This is a genomic window from Bartonella gliris, from assembly GCF_045277155.1.
GTDB classification, from domain to species: domain Bacteria; phylum Pseudomonadota; class Alphaproteobacteria; order Rhizobiales; family Rhizobiaceae; genus Bartonella; species Bartonella gliris.
In genome coordinates, this window is the sequence record NZ_CP123962.1 from 1190592 (window position 1) to 1207960 (window position 17369).

Below are 17369 nucleotides of genomic sequence, written 5' to 3' on the forward strand. Positions count from 1 at the left end.
TTCTTAGCTAGTTGAAAAACAGCACGGTCTTACACGGAGAATAATATGAAAGGTTTGATGGAGGGCAAACGTGGCCTTATTATGGGGGTTGCAAATGACCATTCAATTGCTTGGGGCATCGCATGTCAACTAGCTGAAGCAGGAGCTGAATTAGCACTTACTTATCAAGGAGATGCTTTCGGGAAACGTGTTCAACCACTAGCAGAAAAACTTGGCTGCAAATTATTGCTTGAATGTGATGTTGAAAAAATTGAAAATGTTGATCGTGTTTTTGAACATCTTCAAAAAGAATGGAAAACGATTGATTTCGTTGTTCATGCCATCGGTTTTTCAGATAAAACTCAACTAAAAGGACGTTACGTTGATGTTACAACACGAGAAAACTTTAATCGTACGATGGTGATTTCAGCTTATTCCTTTACTGAAATTGCACAGCGCGCTGGTAAGCTTATGCCCAATGGGGGAGCACTTTTAACACTCACTTATGGAGCTTCACAGCAAGTTGTCCCTAATTACAATATCATGGGTATCGCTAAAGCAGCTTTAGAAGCTATGGTACGCTATTTAGCAGCAGATTTCGGCCCCCAGAATATTCGCGTTAATGCAATTTCAGCGGGCCCTGTTAGAACCTTAGCAGGCAATGGCATTGCAGCTGCGCGAGCAATCTTCTCATATCAACGCCGTAATGCGCCATTGCGCCGTACCGTGAACATTCATGAAATCGGAAAGTCTGCCCTTTACCTACTTTCTGATTTATCATCAGGTGTTACTGGTGAAATTCATTATGTTGATTCAGGATATAACATCATGTCTATGCCAACGCTTGAAGAATTAAAACAAAGTGAAGAAACTCAGGGAGAATAAATACCCATAATACTTTTAAAAGTGCAACAGATAATCATCTGTGTACTCTTTTAGAAGTGCTTTGCGTATTTTCTCGTAAAACATCTCTCAATGGAAGAGAGCGCTTATTTTCAAAGATATGGCTTAGACAATGGTCAAGTGCTTCATGTTTAAGTCATATTACCTAAAAAAACTGGCATATATAACCTTTCAATTCACCAACATGTTATTGCCTTGTCTCATGGTCAGCATAAACTATTGCAAAGCTTCCGTTATATTATAATCATATCTCTTACATATTTGAATAATTTAAAAGCAGATTGTATCACGCATTTCATTTTTAAATGTACGGCTTAATAATGTATCAGCCGCCTCGAATACACTTTTACCACAATAGAGAACTTGATAAACTTGCTCTGCAATTGGCATTTCTATCCCGATACGTTGTGCTAACATACGCACTTCCTTGATATTTAAATAGCCTTCTACAACCTGACCAATCTGTTTTTGCGCCTCTTCTGTATCCATTCCTTGGCCAAGCAGCATACCAAAACGACGGTTGCGTGACTGGTTATCAGTACATGTCAAAACTAGATCACCTAAGCCTGTCATTCCCATAAATGTGGAAAGCTCAGCACCCATAGCAATGCCTAAGCGACTAATTTCAGCTAACCCTCGTGTGATGAGAGCTATTCGGGCATTTGCTCCAAATCCCATGCCATCTGATATTCCTGCACCAATAGCAATAACATTTTTGACTGCTCCACCTAATTGAACACCAATCATATCTGGATTTTTATAAACTCTAAAACTTTTGCTACAATGGAAAAGCTGCTGTAATTCTTCACTAAATCCAGCATCAGAAGCTGCTACTGTAATTGCAGTAGGCAAGCCGATAGCAAGCTCTTTGGCAAAAGTTGGTCCAGAAAAGACAGCTAAAGGGATTTTGTCACCTAAAATCTCGCGAGCAACTTCTTGTAAGAGACGTCCAGTACCATGTTCTAAGCCTTTCGTTGCCCAAATAATGCGTGAATATTGATCCAAATAAGGTTGAATATTGTACAATACCTGATGAAATACATAGCTTGGAACAGCAATTAATATATTGTGGCTTGCCGTTATTGCAGTTTCAAGCGAAGCTTCAGGCGATAGATTGTCAGGAAACCGAACATCGGGTAAAAATGCCTGATTACAACGGTGTTCTTGTAATTCTCTGATATGTTGAGGATTATATCCCCAAAGTAAAACACGGTGACCATGACGAGCAAGCGCAATGGCTAATGCAGTACCATAAGAACCAGCACCAATAACTGTCATCGAAACGGCATTCATTAAGTTTCCTGATGATTTCCCACATCTTTAGTTTTAATTGTATGTTGTTGTTGCAAATACCTTCACGTGAAATACTTTTAATATAAATTCATTCATTCTAAAGTACTATTTCCCTCTTCGCAATTTCATTTTGATATAACATGAATAGCCCCTTTGCCATCTCCACGCATTCTGTACTAAATCGTATACACATCATTGCTAATACATTTTATACATGAATGTTTACCTTGAATCAAAATTCAGGTTTAATTAAGCTCACCATAGCTTCGCTCGTTTAAAATAAAAGCATACTCAAAATCGCGATGCCCCCCCCCAAAATAATTACTCAGCTGCCATTCCTTTGTCTAACAACAATTCCCCCAGAACCAGCACTGCCCCACACCGGCACTTCCGCACTTGATGTCCTCCTCATGGGAGCTTGCATATTTAACACTTACTCCATAAGGTATTTTTGCACTTGGCAACTACTCTGCTACAGGAGCTTGCGTATTTGGCAATTGTCCAACCGGCATCTCTGTACCTGGTGCCTGCTCTACGGGAGCCTGCGTATTTGGCAATTGTCCAACAGGCATCTCTGTACCTGGTGCCTGCTCTACGGGAGCCTGCGTATTTGGCAATTGCCCAACAGGCATCTCTGTACCTGGCGCCTGCTCTACGGGAGCCTGCGTATTTGGCAATTGCCCAACAGGCATCTCTGTACCTGGTGCCTGCTCTACGGGAGCCTGCGTATTTGGCAATTGCCCAACAGGCATCTCTGTACCTGGTGCCTGCTCTACGGGAGCCTGCGTATTTGGCAATTGCCCAACAGGCATCTCTGTACCTGGTGCCTGCTCTACAGGAGTTTGTGCATTTGGCAATTGCCCTACAGGCATCTCTGTGCCTGGTGCCTGTTCTACGGGAGCCTGTGCACTTGTCTCCGATACTGGTACAGAACTCTCTACTCCTGATGTTTCTGGCTCAATAACACGTCCTGAACCACCCATCATATTATAATTCAAATGAGAAATAGCCCACCAAGTTCCCCCAATAATAACAAAAACGCAGATAGCCGCAAACCATAAGGCGCTTAAATTCCATTTAGCATCAGGACCAGAATTCAAATGCAAAAAGAAAACAATCTGCACTATAATCTGAATAATTGCCATCCCAATAAGATATGCAACCTTCGTGCTAATTGCCCAACTGTCCATCATTCCATACATCACAGGAATAAAAGAACCTAAAGTGAAAAATACAGCCAAAATAAATCCAACTAAATAGGAACCAGTACTGGGACTATGTGTTTCGTTATGCATGCTCATTACAACGCTCCTAACAGATAAACCATGGTGAAAACACCAACCCACACAATATCAAGTAAGTGCCAAAAAATTGAAAGGCATGCCAAACGTGTTTTATTATCCTGATCCAAACCATGACGACGAAGGTGAAAAAACATCACTACCATCCAGAGAAGACCAACACTTACATGAAGACCATGGGTACCAACCAAAGCAAAAAATGCTGACCAATAAGCGGATAAAATCTCTCGTCCAAAAAGCTGTAAACCTGTTGCAGGATCAATACCAGCATAAGCACCGGAATCGTAATAGAACACTTCGTTCAAAAGTTCATGAAATTCATAAACTTCCATTCCAATAAAGCAAAACCCAAGCACAAAGGTAACAGCCATCCATGAACGCACACCACTGATATTACCTTTATGCGCTTGTACCATTGCAAACCCATAAGTAATTGATGATAGCAATAAGATGGTGGTTTCAACTAAAACAAATTTTAAATCAATAAACTCATTGCCTGCTTTCCCTCCACCATAAGAAGCAGAAAAAACAGCAAAACTTGAAAAAAGTGTTGAGAACAGGATTAAATCCGAAAGAATATAAACCCAAAAACCAAATGTCATTACCGAACTACTGTCATGATGATGCTCATCAATGTGAGTATTATTCATTGTCATCGCACTCATACTGTTACTCCTTGTTCTTTAAGAACAGCTGTAAAGGCTTCTTCTGTTTTCTGCACTTCTTCAGCTGGAATATAGTAGCCATGGTGATCACCTGTTAACGAATGACACACAATCGTTGCAATAAAACCGATTAATCCAATCGCAACAAGCCACCAAATATGCCAAACAAGGGAAAAACCAACAACTAAAGAAAAGAACCCTGCAATAATTCCAGCCGGCGTATTTGACGGCATATGAATTTTTGTAAATCCACTCGTCGGACGCTGATAACCACTCTTCTTCATATTCCAATAAGCATCGTCAGATTGTACCTCTGGAAGTATTGCAAAATTGTAAGAAGGAGGCGGAGAGGAAGTAAACCATTCAAGTGTACGTCCATCACCCCAAGAATCATTTAATGTCACCGGTAAACACCCTCTATGCTTTATGCCGTACCAAATCGCCAAAACAACTTGCAGCACAAAACAAAGGATACCAAGCAAAATAATAAAAGCACCCAGTGCAGCAATCATAAACATCGGCTGCCAACTAGGTTCCATGTAATGTTGGAGACGACGCGTCGCACCCATTAAACCAAGTGCATAAACTGGGAAAAAAGCAAGGTAAAAACCAACAAACCAACACCAGAAAGATGCAATACCCAGTATCCGATTTGGCTTATAACCAAAAACCTTTGGAAACCAAAAAGCAATCCCAGCTAAATAAGCAAAAACGACGCCCCCAATAATTGTGTGATGAAAATGAGCTACCAAAAACAGTGAATTATGAAACTGCCAATCAGCAGGCACGATAGACAATAAAACACCCGTCAAGCCACCACCAACAAACGTAAAGATCATCCCCATGCACCAAAGCATTGGAGGCTCAAAACGAATCTGACCTTTATACATGGTCAGCAACCAATTAAAGACTTTTACACCTGTTGGAACCGCGATGATCATCGTTGCAATACCGAAGAAGGTATTCACAGCTTCACCGCCACCCATTGTAAAGAAATGATGTCCCCAAACAACAAGCGAAAGAATCAAAATAACCAACATTGCCCATACCATTGAAGTATAACCAAAGAGGCGTTTTGAAGAAAAAGTTGACACAACCTCAGAAACGATCCCAAAAGCAGGAACGACCAAAACATAAACTTCAGGATGACCAAAAATCCAAACATAGTTAATCCATACCATTGGATTTCCACCACCAACATTGGTAAAGAAATTCATGCTCAAATAACGATCACATGCCAATAATGCGAATGCTACAGTTAAGACAGGGTAAATAACTAAAATCAGGACATTGCTGACAAAAGCGCTCCAACAAAAGACGGGCATTCTCATCATGGTCATCCCAGGAGTACGCATTTTAATGATGGTCGCCACAAAATTGATTGCACCCATCGTCGTCGCGATACCAGAAAGCTGAAGCGACCACAAATAATAATCTACCCCTGTATCTGGACTGCCTTGTAACTCGGAGAAAGGTGGATACATCAACCAACCACCACGACCAAAATTACCAACACCTAGTGATATGTTAATCAATATTGCTCCTGCGGCAGTAATCCAAAACCCCAAATTGTTTGCAAAAGGAAAGGCAACGTCACGAGCACCAATTTGAAGCGGTATAAGATAATTGAAAAGACCAAATAAAATCGGCGTAGCCATGAAAAAAATCATAATAGTGCCATGGGCCGAAAAAATTTGATCAAAATGATCAGGCGGTAAATACCCTGCCGATTCACTCCCAAGGGCTAAAGCTTGATGTGTCCGCATCATAATCGCATCAGCAAAACCACGAACAAGCATGATAATCCCAAGAACAATATACATAATACCAATGCGTTTATGGTCGACTGTTGTAATCCAATTTCGCCATAGAACTCCCCACCACCCAAGTGCTGTCAAAGCAATAACAGCAATTAAACCACCCGCAACAATCGCAATACATGTGTATAAAACAATCGGTTCATGTGCAAGTGCATGAAAAGCACCCGCCGTAGGATCTGTAAGTCTTCCAAACATTTCTCAACCCGTATCAGATAAATTTCAGTTTAAAGAAACCTTATTTTTAAAGGGCTCTTTCTCATTAATGTTCTAAATAACACCAGGATCAAAAACAGAACAAAGTGCACCCCAAAGTGTCTGAGCAGCAGCGCGCTTCATTAGGTCTTCATTACATACCGTATTTTCATCAACACATCGATTGACAACCCGATAGTAAAGCCGCTTCTCAACAGGCGCAAAATAACGCACTGCAGCATCCTTTTCCTTCGCAGCAACATCACCCATACGAGGCGCAATGGAAAGCTGACGATAAGATGCGCGATCAAGTACTTGACCACTAGCCCGAACTTTAGCAATCCAATCATCAAAATCCTGCGAAGATACGGAATGCCACTGAAACCGCATACCTGCAAAACCATCTCCGCTGTAATTTGCCGAAGTTCCTTTGAATACTCCTTTTTCCTCAGCTACTAGATGCAATTTAGAATTCATCTGCGGCATAGCGTAAAGGACTGTCCCCAATTTGGGAACCCAAAAGGCATTAACAGAACTCTCTGACGTCAATTGTAACAAAACTTGACGCCCTTTAGGCGCATAAATTTCATTGATCGATGCAACATCGTATTCAGGATAAATGAAGAGCCATTTCCAATCGAGAGCCACCACATCGACTTGCAACGGCTTCCCTTCACCAACAACTTCCACCGGAAGCGAATTTGAGGGCTCAAGCTTATAGGTATAATAAGCTGTTAATGAGCCTAAAATCATCACGATTACAATTGGAACGCCCCACATAAATGCTTCAATTTTATTGGAATGCCCCCAATCAGGTAAATAGTCTTTTGCTGTATTCGATGCACGATATTTGATGGCCAAAAATACCACACTTACCATTACCGGAATTACAACACAAAGCATAACAAGCACACAGACAACAATCAAAATGAGCTGTTGACGCGCCACATAACCCGATGGTTGAAGAACATCAATTTTACAACCAGATAAAAGCAGTACAACCCCTAAAATCGCAAGCATTTCTAATTGTTTAATAAAGCTTCTCATCTTCACCTACCCCCGTCATACGCACTGGAAGTTGCAATAAATACAATAACACCATCTTACTTATCCGAAAAACAATTATCAAGTAAATTCAATGCCCATATTACTATTATCCAACATTTGCTTTTTATCCATGATTAATGAAGGCGTTTAGCAATATATTCAAGTGCAAACCAATATCCCTCACGCCCACAGCCAGAAATAACTGCATCCACACCTGCAGATGTATAAGAATGGTGACGAAAGACTTCACGCTGATAAATATTAGACAAATGAACCTCTACTTTTGTCCCCGAAAACATTTTTAATGCATCAAAAAGTGCAACAGACGTATGGCTGTAAGCAGCTGGATTGATGATTAAACCAGCACTTATCCCAATAGCTGCCTGTATCCATTCTACCAACTGACCCTCACAGTTACTTTGATGAAAATTCACTGTTACGCCAAGCTTCTTTGCCCATTCCCTGCAAAATTGTTCAATATCTTCCAGAGTTTCAGTGCCATAAATTTCTGGTTCACGTTTACCAAGAAAATTTAAATTAGGGCCATTTAAAATCGTTATAATCCTAGACATAGTACGCCTCTTCTTCCCGATCATCACATTATAAAAAAACTTTTAGCATGTTTTTACTGCAACAAAGCTCCATCTTTAATCTCAAAAAACTCTGCTCGTCCTTTCAAGGCGTCAAATAAAACGGGATCTGTTCCTGTCATAAATGTCTGCCCCCCTAAATCATCAAGAATATCAAATAAAGCAGCACGCCGATGAGAATCAAGATGAGCAGCTATTTCATCAAGAAGAAGAACAGGTGCCATCTCTGACATCATACCTGTTAAACGCGCATGGCACAAAACCAAACCTGTCAGCAAAGCTTTCTGCTCACCTGTTGAACAAGATGCTGCAGCCATATTTTTATCAGCATAAAAAACCTGCAAATCTGTGCGATGTGGCCCTTCTAATGTCCGCCCAGCAGCGCGATCTATTGCGCGGTTATGCTGCAACCGATTACAAAATTGCTCTTCAACCTCAATCGCTGCTATCTTACTAAGAGCCGTTTCTAAGAAACCATCAATTTGTAAAAAAGCCCGTGGGAAAGGCATCTGAGATGGCATTTGTGCAAACAAGTCATTTAAAAGCCGAACAACATCTACACGTGCCGCTGCAATAGCTATTGCCAGTTCTGCCATCTGCTTTTCTAAAGCATCAAACCAAACACGATCTTCATTTCCATCCGAAAACAAACGATTACGGGCACGCATAGCTCTATCATAATCCGTTATGCGACGACCATGTAAAGGATCAATAGCCAAAACCATGCGATCCAAAAAACGACGGCGCTCAAGTGAAGATCCAGTAAAAAGCCCATCCATAGAAGGAGTCAGAACATTAATATGACAGTAATCTGTTAGGCAATCACCTGTCTCATTCACACCATTAATATGTACTTTTCGACTGTTATCGTTAATCTCCAAAGCTGTACCAATATTCACTTCACCATACAGAGAACATTGAAGACGAGCAAATACTACAAATCCTCCATTTTCACCACCTGCAAAGCTAACATCAGAGTAAGCTGCACGCCGTAAACCACGACCAGGAGAAAGAAAAGACAACGCTTCTAAAAGGTTCGTCTTACCAGCACCATTATGGCCCGTAAAAACCACATGTTGCCCTGAAAAATGAATATTAAAGAAAGAATAATTGCGATAACGCACAAGCCTTAGCTGTCTCACTGCCACTTTGTGCACATGACCAGCCATGCATTGCAAAACACTCGTCCCTAAACGCGAATGGGCATCAGCACATAAAGCGCATCCGCATCATCATTATCACGAATCAGAGCCGGAGCCGCAGCTTCAGCAAGCATAAAAACCATCTCATCGCTCGAAAGTTGCCCAGCAATGTCTAAAAGATAACGCGAATTAAACCCTATCTCAAGCGGATCAGATGTGTAAGTAGCCGCTAATTGATCTTCTGCACTCCCAGAATCAGGATTATTAACAACAAGCTTCAATTGCCCCTGCTCAATCGTTAACTTCACTGCACGCCCTCGATCACTTGAAATTGTCGAAACCCGATCAACTGCAGAAGAAAAATCCTGCCTGTTGACAACCAATTTTTTATCATTTGCAAGAGGGATAACACGTTGATACTCTGGGAATGTTCCATCAATTAACTTTGATGTAAAAACCACAGAGCCTATAGAAAAACGAATTTTTGTTTCTGAAAGCTCTACACACACATCATCATCAATTTCTTCAGAAAGAAGCTTTTGCAACTCTCCTATGGCTTTACGGGGAACAATAACACCTGGCATCCCCTCAACTCCTGAAGGAGCTTCCATATCAACTTGTGCCAAACGATGACCATCAGTAGCAACTAAACGCAGCTTTAGAATACCGTCATCAACAACATGAAAATAAATACCATTAAGATAATAACGGGTTTCCTCAGTAGAAATAGCAAATTGCGTACAATCAAGCAAATGCTTCAAGCCTGACGCCGGTAGAGAAAAACGATAACCGAACTGTCCCGGAAGCGATTCTGGAAAATCTATTTTGGGAAGACACTGAAGCTGGAAATTAGCACAACCAGAAACAACAGACATTGTACTCATCTGATTCATATCAACTGATAATACAATCTCACTACCATCAGGAAGTTTTCGAACTATGTCATACAGCAAATGTGCCGGAACAGTTATTGCCCCAGCTTGTTCTACATTGGCCGTAAAAGATTCTGTAACCTCTAAATCAAGGTCTGTTGCTTTTAATTGTACACCGTTCTCGTCTGCATCAATCAACACATTCGACAAAATAGGAACAGTATTACGACGCTCAACCACACGGTGCACGCGACCTAGAGACTTGAAAAGCTGATTGCGATCAACTGTAATACGCATAAAAATCCCCATTATAATTTACCAAGAATTATAGGAATTCTCTAAATTAAAAACAACAGATTAAAAAATAGACTCATTTGCAAGAATCACTTGCTAGAGCTTATTCAACCTCACTTAAAATGGCAAGTAACTCCTGCATAAGCAAAACAGCTCATACTGTTCATCCTTCCATGATATTTTGGTAAACAGTAGAAAACTCTAAACGCTATGCCGCCTGCTCTCCGATCAATCGCTTGAGCAACTCAAGCTCTTTGGCTAATGTCTGATCATCACAAACCAAATCTTCAATCTTACGAACAGCATGTAAAACTGTCGTGTGATCACGTCCTCCAAAACGACGTCCAATTTCTGGCAACGAGCGAGGAGTCAACATTTTTGCCAAATACATTGCAACTTGTCGTGGCTTGACAACTGTACGCGTCCGACGATTAGACAATAAATCTTGCTTAGAAACATTATAATGACGCGCAACAGCACGTTGAATTTCTTCAATCCGAATACGCTTAGACTCACCTGAACGTGTCAAATGACCCAACAATTCATCAATCCGTTCCAAAGACAAATCAGACTCGAAAGATTGACGGAACAACAACTGATTAAAAGCTCCTTCAATGTCACGCCCCGATCCCAAGACCGTTTTAGCAATATACTGCAAAATTTCATCAGAAATTATAACCATGTTATCATCTTGTTGCGCCATTTTTAACCGTTGACGCAACATTTTCAAACGCATTTCATAATCCGGTGCTTCAATTTCAAGAGCAACTCCCCCCTGAAGTCGAGACCGAACCCGAAGATCTAGTGATTCTAATTCTGCTGGCGGACGGTCCGCAGCTACAACAACTTGCTTTGCACTATCAAGCAACATGTTGAGTAAATGACAAAATTCGTTCTGTATCGACTTCCCTTGCAAAAATTGCATATCATCAATAATCAAAAGATCAATATCGCGAAGCTGCTCTTTAAAAGAAAGAGCATCATTATCACGAATAGCTGTCGCAAAACGCCACATAAAATATTCAGCAGTCAAATAAATAACCCGCGCAGGCGTTAAACGCTTCAGTGCAGCAGCAGCAACAGCTTGAAGCAAATGTGTTTTTCCTAAACCAACAGACGCGTGAATAAAAAGAGGATTAAAGCGCAAAGCACTTTTATGCCCTTCTGCAATTGAACGCGCTGCAGCTAAAGCAACACGGTTAGAAGAACCTTCAACAAAATTTTCAAAAGTATAGCGAGAATCAAGTGGCGAACCCAAAACCCCCGCTTCAGCACCCTTTACCGAATGTTCTGTATAACTCTCAACAAAAGGTGAAACTGTCTGCTCTTCCACAACAACAGGAGCTGTATTTGTTCTACAGACTAGGCCTTTTGAAACGCGCTTCATACCACGAACGATAACTTCAACGCGAAGAACAGCTGAATTTTCTTGTTTCCATAAATTGGTCAAAAGAGAACCGTAGTGATTATTAATCCACGAACGCAAAAACGCTGTAGGAACAGAAAGCTTTACAAGATTACGGCTATATTCAGCAAGTTTCAAACGACCAAACCAACTCGTATAAGCCTCGATGCCCACTTGCACCTTTAGCTGGGCCATCACACGGGCGAAAGCCGCCGCACCTTCCTCCTCTGAAACAACCGTATGCTCTACAATATTTCTATCAACACATCCACTACTATCCGTCATCTCTCTCTTTATTATTCTCTCTGCCGACAGGATATTCACCGAAACCCTTTTAAAGGAACTAGCTTTAGAGTTCAATTTATCCACCATCTTCCATCCCGTAAAAACACAAACTTTGTTCTCACCAAACAGCTAAAAATCAACTTAGCGAAGGCAAAAACGCCCTACCCCAAATAAGATTATTCATCCTCCCCCCAGGATAATCTCATCACAACCCCACCAACAAAGATGACAATAAGATTCACTTGCAATCATGATATGATCCATTCTTGTAAAACGACAAACATACCAATCAAAAAAACTAAAAAACACGCCAGAAAAACTCTTAAACTTGAGAGCCCATAATAGCCTAAACCAAAGCATATTATATTCAACATAACATAGAATAATACGCTAATGTGAACCCTCTACGTTTTTAGTCTTCATAAGAACCATACAAAACAGCAGAGGTAAAATGCAAGAGGTCAAAATAAAATCAAAAGCTCCTAAAAAGGGACTATAAACCTGCTGCTATAAACATGGAATGAGAAAAATAATTGATTCAACTCACTTTTTTTTCTCTAAATTCCAATAATAAAGAATTTCTTCGGATTAAAAAAAAAAATAAAAAAGCTTGACAAAAAAGACTCTGCAAAAATCCACAAAGCTTGTGGATAACCGTACAATTTATACAAATTTGCTCTACCCTTTTATGGTGAGAATCACTGCACATTCCCTCTCTAAGTAATATTTTCAAAAAATAAAAAAAAACCAGCACCCATTCGGATGCTGGTTTGATTTTTAATAAAATGGGAAAAGCTTAAACGTTAAGAGCCTTCAAACGTTTTGCTAAACGGGACACTTTCCGAGCTGCAGCATTTTTATGAAAAACCCCTTTGGAAACAGCACGCATAATTTCAGGTTCAAAATTCTTAAATGCCATTTCCGCACTTGCCTTATCGCCACCAGCCAAAGCATCATCAAACTTACGCATGAAGGTACGAACGCGTGAACGGCGAGCTCGATTAACCTGGGTACGCGCAGCAACCTTGCGTACCGCCTTTTGAGCAGAAGGTGTATTCGCCATAAATATATCTCTCTTTAAACTCACCGGTAGGAACGGCCTAAGTGACATCCCTACCAATACAAATAAATCTAAGCCAAACTATAAAGTTGCCGATAACTACACAGCTTATAGCGCAATCCTAAAACCAACGTCAATCTAATTCTCAAAGATGAGCATAAAAAAACGGAAACCATCCCCTTGATACCCAATTAATAAGTTTAAAGACACTCCTAAACAAACAGATGCGGTTTAAACTGCCAGATTACGCAAAACATATTGCAAAATTCCACCATGATGCAGATAATCCAACTCATCTTCAGTATCAACACGGCATAATAATGGAACGACTTTTATCGTTCCATCAGCAAAAGCGATTGTGGCTACAATTTTCTGACGAGGTTTTAAGTCATGAATCCCTTCAATCGTTACCTTTTCATCTCCTCTTAAACCAAGTGATTGCCAACTTACTCCTGCTTCAAACACAAAGGGAACAATCCCCATTCCAACGAGATTAGAGCGATGAATCCGTTCAAACGACTGAGCAATTACCGCTTTTATACCGAGAAGATTAGTGCCCTTAGCTGCCCAATCACGGGATGATCCATTGCCATATTCGATACCGGCAAAAACAACGAGCGGAACACCTTCCTGCTTATACGCCATTGCTGCATCATAAATTGTTTGTTCTGTCCCCGATGGATAATGAACTGTATAGCCTCCTTCACGACCATTCTCCCCTAACATAAAATTACGAATGCGAATATTGGCAAAAGTCCCCCGCATCATAACTTCATGATTCCCACGCCGCGTTCCGTATTGGTTAAAATCAGCTACTTTAACATCATGATCAGTCAAATATTTTCCAGCAGGAGAATCAACTTTAATGGAACCAGCAGGAGAAATATGATCTGTCGTGATTTTATCACCAAACAAACCTAAGATCCGTGCTTCTTTAATATCTGACAACACATCAGGGATTTTCCGCATATTCTCAAAATAAGGCGGATTACGCACATATGTTGACTGCTCATCCCAAGAATAGGTAACACCCGTAGGAGCTTGAACTTTTTGCCAATTTTCGTCTCCTTTAAAGACATCCGCGTATTTTTCGGAAAAAATCTTACGGGTGACATTCTGTTCGATAAATTCCTGTATCTCTTTAGAAGTTGGCCAAATATCTCTCAAGTAAACGGGTTGACCATCTGAACCTTCGCCAAGAGGCTCCGTGGTTAAATCTTTACGCACCGTTCCTGCCAAAGCATGTGCGACAACGAGCGGCGGCGAAGCTAAATAATTGGCCTGCACATCAGGTGACACCCGCCCTTCAAAATTACGATTTCCTGAAAGAACCGCAGCAGCGATTAAACCATTATCATTAATCGTTTTGGAAATAGCTGGGTACAAAGGACCAGAGTTTCCAATACATGTCGTGCACCCAAACCCGACTAAGTTAAATCCTAATGTATTTAAATCTTTTTGGAGACCGGAATTGATAAGGTAAGCTTCAACAACTTGCGAGCCAGGAGCAAGAGAAGTCTTAACCCATGGTTTGCTCTTAAGACCTTTCGCTACAGCATTACGTGCCAAAAGACCCGCAGCAATAAGAACACTTGGATTGGATGTATTCGTACAAGAAGTAATCGCAGCAATCACCACATCGCCATGGCCAAGATCATATTCCTCACCATCAACCCTATAACGGTCATCTTGACCAACAGTCTTCTTATAGTCACCGGACAATGCCACTTCAAAACCCTGCCCAACACTTTCCAATGCAATACGCCCCTCAGGACGTTTCGGACCAGCCATAGAAGGTACAACACTTCCCATATCGAGTTCAATTGTATCAGTAAAAATAGGATCGGCGATCATTTCGTCATGCCACATTCCTTGTGCTTTGGAATAAGCTTCCACTAGAGCAATCCGACTTTCATCACGCCCTGTCATGTTGAGATAACGCACTGTTTCCTTATCAATTGGGAAAAAACCACATGTTGCCCCATATTCAGGTGCCATATTCGCAATCGTCGCCCGATCAGCAAGCGTCATGTGCTCCAGACCTGGACCAAAAAACTCAACAAACTTACCAACAACACCCCTCTTGCGTAAAATTTGCGTCACCATCAACACTAAATCGGTAGCTGTCACACCTTCTTTAAGTTTACCTGTTAAACGGAAACCAATCACTTCAGGCAACAACATAGAAACAGGTTGTCCTAACATTGCCGCTTCTGCTTCAATACCGCCAACACCCCAGCCTAAAACGCCTAAACCATTCACCATAGTTGTATGCGAATCAGTCCCTACACAGGTATCAGGATAGACCGTCGGATACCCTCCTTCATTCTTTAGCCACACACATTGCGCTAAATATTCCAGATTAACCTGATGGCAAATTCCCGTCCCTGGAGGAACAACGCGAAAATTTTGAAAAGCTTGCTGTCCCCATTTAAGGAAACGATAACGTTCGCTATTGCGTTCATATTCACACTCAACATTGTCCTTAAAAGCCATAGGATTGCCAAAATGATCAACGATAATTGAATGGTCAATGACTAGATCAACAGGAATGAGAGGATTGATTTTTTCAGCGTTTCCTCCAAGTTTTACCATGGCATCACGCATCGCAGAGAGGTCAACGACTGCAGGAACTCCTGTAAAGTCTTGCATGAGAACACGTGCGGGGCGGTAGGCAATTTCTGCACCAGCACTCCCTTTGTCATTCAACCATTTAGAAACGTTTAAAATATCTTCTTTCTTGACCGTGCGACCATCTTCAAACCGTAACAAATTTTCGAGAATAACTTTCATTGAAAACGGCAAAAGAGAAACACCCTTGAGCCCATTCTTTTCCGCTTCGATCAAACTATAATAAGTATATTCTTTGCCACCAACATCCAAAGTTCTGCGACAATTAAAGCTATCAATTTGAGACATGACTGTCCACCCTCATACTAAAAACCACCCAATTTCCCGGAATGAACAACACAAACTACGAGTCAAGGTCGCAGCTTGAGCGCAGACGCGATCACCTCCACCAGCCATTTCCCCTCCGCCTTCTCCATCGGCAAGTTCGGAAATCGGCGCCAAAAACCTCTCTACACCAGATATTGATGTAACACATGTCTTATAGAACTATTTCTAGAACTATTCTAGGTACAATTGCATAAAAAACATGTTTTTTTATCCTATAATGCAATAAAGATTATAGAAATCAAAAGCAAAACAGGCAATTACATGGTGTTATCGGGCAAAGATTTGGCGGCTCACAGAAATAAAACAGTTCTGTTCCAAGGGCTTTCTTTTTGTTTATGCCCACAGCAATTTATGACAATCACAGGCCCAAATGGAATTGGAAAATCAACATTACTACGAATCATTGTTGGTCTTCTTGAAGCCACTGAAGGTCACATAAGCCTTAAAGATCATGAAAAAACATATCCTGTAGCAACTGCATGTCATTATCTTGGTCCCCAAAATGCTATGAAACCTTTCTTATCCGTCATCGACAATCTGCAATTTTGGTCAGCATTTTATGGGCAACATCTACGCTATCCACACGAAGCCCTTGCTGATATTGGTCTCTCAAATCTTGAACACTTACCCTTCAACGTTCTGTCAACCGGACAAAAAAGACGTGTAGCCATTGCCCGCCTTTTGCTCTCCTATCGCCCCATTTGGATTTTAGATGAGCCAATATCTGGACTTGATAGCCACGCTCAAACTCTCCTCACCAATATTTTTCAGCATCATCTCAACCAAGGAGGTATGATTGTCGCTGCAACACATAGTCCACTCGGCATTCCAGAAAACCATAAGATCGCCCTAGAAAAATTTTTACCTCATCAGGAGGCAAGAGCATGAAGGCACTGTTCTGGCGTGATCTCAGATTAACCTTAGCACCACAAGCTTCTTCGTTAATAGGACTTTTGTTTTTCATTGCTGTTATTATGATAATCCCCTTCGTCATCGGGCCAGATCCTAAAATTCTTGCACGAATAGGCCCAGGCATATTATGGTTTGGAGCCCTTTTTGCAGGGCTCCTAAACTTAAATCAGCTTTTTCAAACCGATCGCGATGATGGAAATCTCGACCAATTCATCCTTTCTGGACAAAGACAAAGCCTAACATTAATTGTGCTGACCAAATGCCTTGCCCATTGGATGGGAACTATGTTTCCCCTTATTTTGGCTACCCCTGTTTTAGCATTCATGCTCCACTTAGATGCAACGATAACTTTTACAACAACGCTCACCCTTCTATGCGGAACACCAGCCATTACTTTTATTGGCGCTATAGGAGCTGCACTTGCAACATCATTGTTGCATAGCACTCTTCTCATTTTCATTATCGTCTTGCCATGGATAATTCCAATTATGATTTTCGGCGTTTCAGCTGCTACCGCTCCAATCAATCCAAACGTTTCTTTTCTCTCTTCCTTGGCTTTTCTTATCGCTTTTTCGCTTCTTTTGAGTCTTTTTAGTTCTTTTGTTGCAGCTATAACGCTTAAGTTTTTATCAGAATAGTAGAAGATGATTG

15 protein-coding genes are annotated in these 17369 nt (G+C 41.1%); 3 read left to right on the forward strand and 12 right to left on the reverse strand.

Going from position 1 to position 17369, the window contains the following annotated elements:
* Nucleotides 1-45 precede the first annotated feature (45 nt).
* Nucleotides 46-864 carry an enoyl-ACP reductase FabI gene (gene fabI, locus QHG54_RS05395; RefSeq protein ID WP_317992642.1) on the forward strand — a complete coding sequence of 273 codons (819 nt, stop codon included), beginning with the start codon at nt 46-48 and terminating at the stop codon, nt 862-864.
* Nucleotides 865-1152: 288 nt separating this feature from the next.
* Here the strand turns inward: fabI and gpsA are convergent, their stop codons facing one another.
* From gpsA to QHG54_RS05455, 12 genes are all read right to left on the reverse strand, one after another.
* Nucleotides 1153-2175, reverse strand: a complete 1023-nt coding sequence (gpsA, locus tag QHG54_RS05400; RefSeq protein ID WP_406603983.1) for an NAD(P)H-dependent glycerol-3-phosphate dehydrogenase — start codon at nt 2173-2175, stop codon at nt 1153-1155.
* 464 nt (nt 2176-2639) lie between these two features.
* Nucleotides 2640-3476 (reverse strand): cytochrome o ubiquinol oxidase subunit IV, encoded by an 837-nt coding sequence (gene cyoD / locus QHG54_RS05405; protein ID WP_406603984.1) that lies wholly within the window; start codon nt 3474-3476, stop codon nt 2640-2642.
* Nucleotides 3476-4141: a cytochrome (ubi)quinol oxidase subunit III gene (locus tag QHG54_RS05410; protein WP_317992639.1), complete on the reverse strand. Its 666-nt coding sequence runs from the start codon at nt 4139-4141 to the stop codon at nt 3476-3478. Before QHG54_RS05410 ends, cyoD begins: the two co-directional genes overlap by 1 nt.
* Nucleotides 4138-6156, reverse strand: coding sequence for a cytochrome o ubiquinol oxidase subunit I (gene cyoB, locus QHG54_RS05415; protein ID WP_317992638.1), 2019 nt, complete (start codon nt 6154-6156; stop codon nt 4138-4140). The genes QHG54_RS05410 and cyoB overlap by 4 nt, the downstream gene beginning before the upstream one ends.
* A 72-nt stretch (nt 6157-6228) precedes the next feature.
* The gene (gene cyoA, locus QHG54_RS05420; protein WP_317992637.1) at nt 6229-7200 is read right to left on the reverse strand and encodes a ubiquinol oxidase subunit II; all 972 of its coding nucleotides are present in this window, start codon (nt 7198-7200) and stop codon (nt 6229-6231) included.
* A 134-nt stretch (nt 7201-7334) separates the two neighbouring features.
* A complete protein-coding gene (gene aroQ / locus QHG54_RS05425; protein ID WP_317992636.1) occupies nt 7335-7772 on the reverse strand; it encodes a type II 3-dehydroquinate dehydratase in 438 nt (145 codons plus the stop codon).
* Nucleotides 7773-7825: 53 nt separating this feature from the next.
* Nucleotides 7826-8959, reverse strand: coding sequence for a DNA replication/repair protein RecF (recF, locus tag QHG54_RS05430; protein ID WP_317992635.1), 1134 nt, complete (start codon nt 8957-8959; stop codon nt 7826-7828).
* 20 nt (nt 8960-8979) lie between these two features.
* Nucleotides 8980-10101 carry a DNA polymerase III subunit beta gene (gene dnaN, locus QHG54_RS05435; protein WP_317992634.1) on the reverse strand — a complete coding sequence of 374 codons (1122 nt, stop codon included), beginning with the start codon at nt 10099-10101 and terminating at the stop codon, nt 8980-8982.
* 205 nt (nt 10102-10306) lie between these two features.
* Nucleotides 10307-11875, reverse strand: coding sequence for a chromosomal replication initiator protein DnaA (dnaA, locus tag QHG54_RS05440; protein WP_317992633.1), 1569 nt, complete (start codon nt 11873-11875; stop codon nt 10307-10309).
* Nucleotides 11876-12584: 709 nt separating this feature from the next.
* Complete coding sequence (gene rpsT, locus QHG54_RS05445) at nt 12585-12851, reverse strand: 30S ribosomal protein S20 (protein ID WP_317992632.1); 267 nt, start codon at nt 12849-12851, stop codon at nt 12585-12587.
* Nucleotides 12852-13079: 228 nt separating this feature from the next.
* Nucleotides 13080-15767 carry an aconitate hydratase AcnA gene (gene acnA, locus QHG54_RS05450; protein WP_406603985.1) on the reverse strand — a complete coding sequence of 896 codons (2688 nt, stop codon included), beginning with the start codon at nt 15765-15767 and terminating at the stop codon, nt 13080-13082.
* 12 nt (nt 15768-15779) lie between these two features.
* Nucleotides 15780-15920 carry a hypothetical protein gene (locus QHG54_RS05455; protein ID WP_406603986.1) on the reverse strand — a complete coding sequence of 47 codons (141 nt, stop codon included), beginning with the start codon at nt 15918-15920 and terminating at the stop codon, nt 15780-15782.
* A 147-nt stretch (nt 15921-16067) separates the two neighbouring features.
* On the opposite strand from QHG54_RS05455, the gene ccmA reads away from it, so the two are divergent.
* On the forward strand, nt 16068-16694 hold the full coding sequence (gene ccmA / locus QHG54_RS05460) for a heme ABC exporter ATP-binding protein CcmA (RefSeq protein ID WP_317992630.1): 627 nt from the start codon (nt 16068-16070) through the stop codon (nt 16692-16694).
* A complete protein-coding gene (ccmB, locus tag QHG54_RS05465) occupies nt 16691-17356 on the forward strand; it encodes a heme exporter protein CcmB (protein ID WP_317992629.1) in 666 nt (221 codons plus the stop codon). The genes ccmA and ccmB overlap by 4 nt, the downstream gene beginning before the upstream one ends.
* Nucleotides 17357-17369 lie beyond the last annotated feature (13 nt).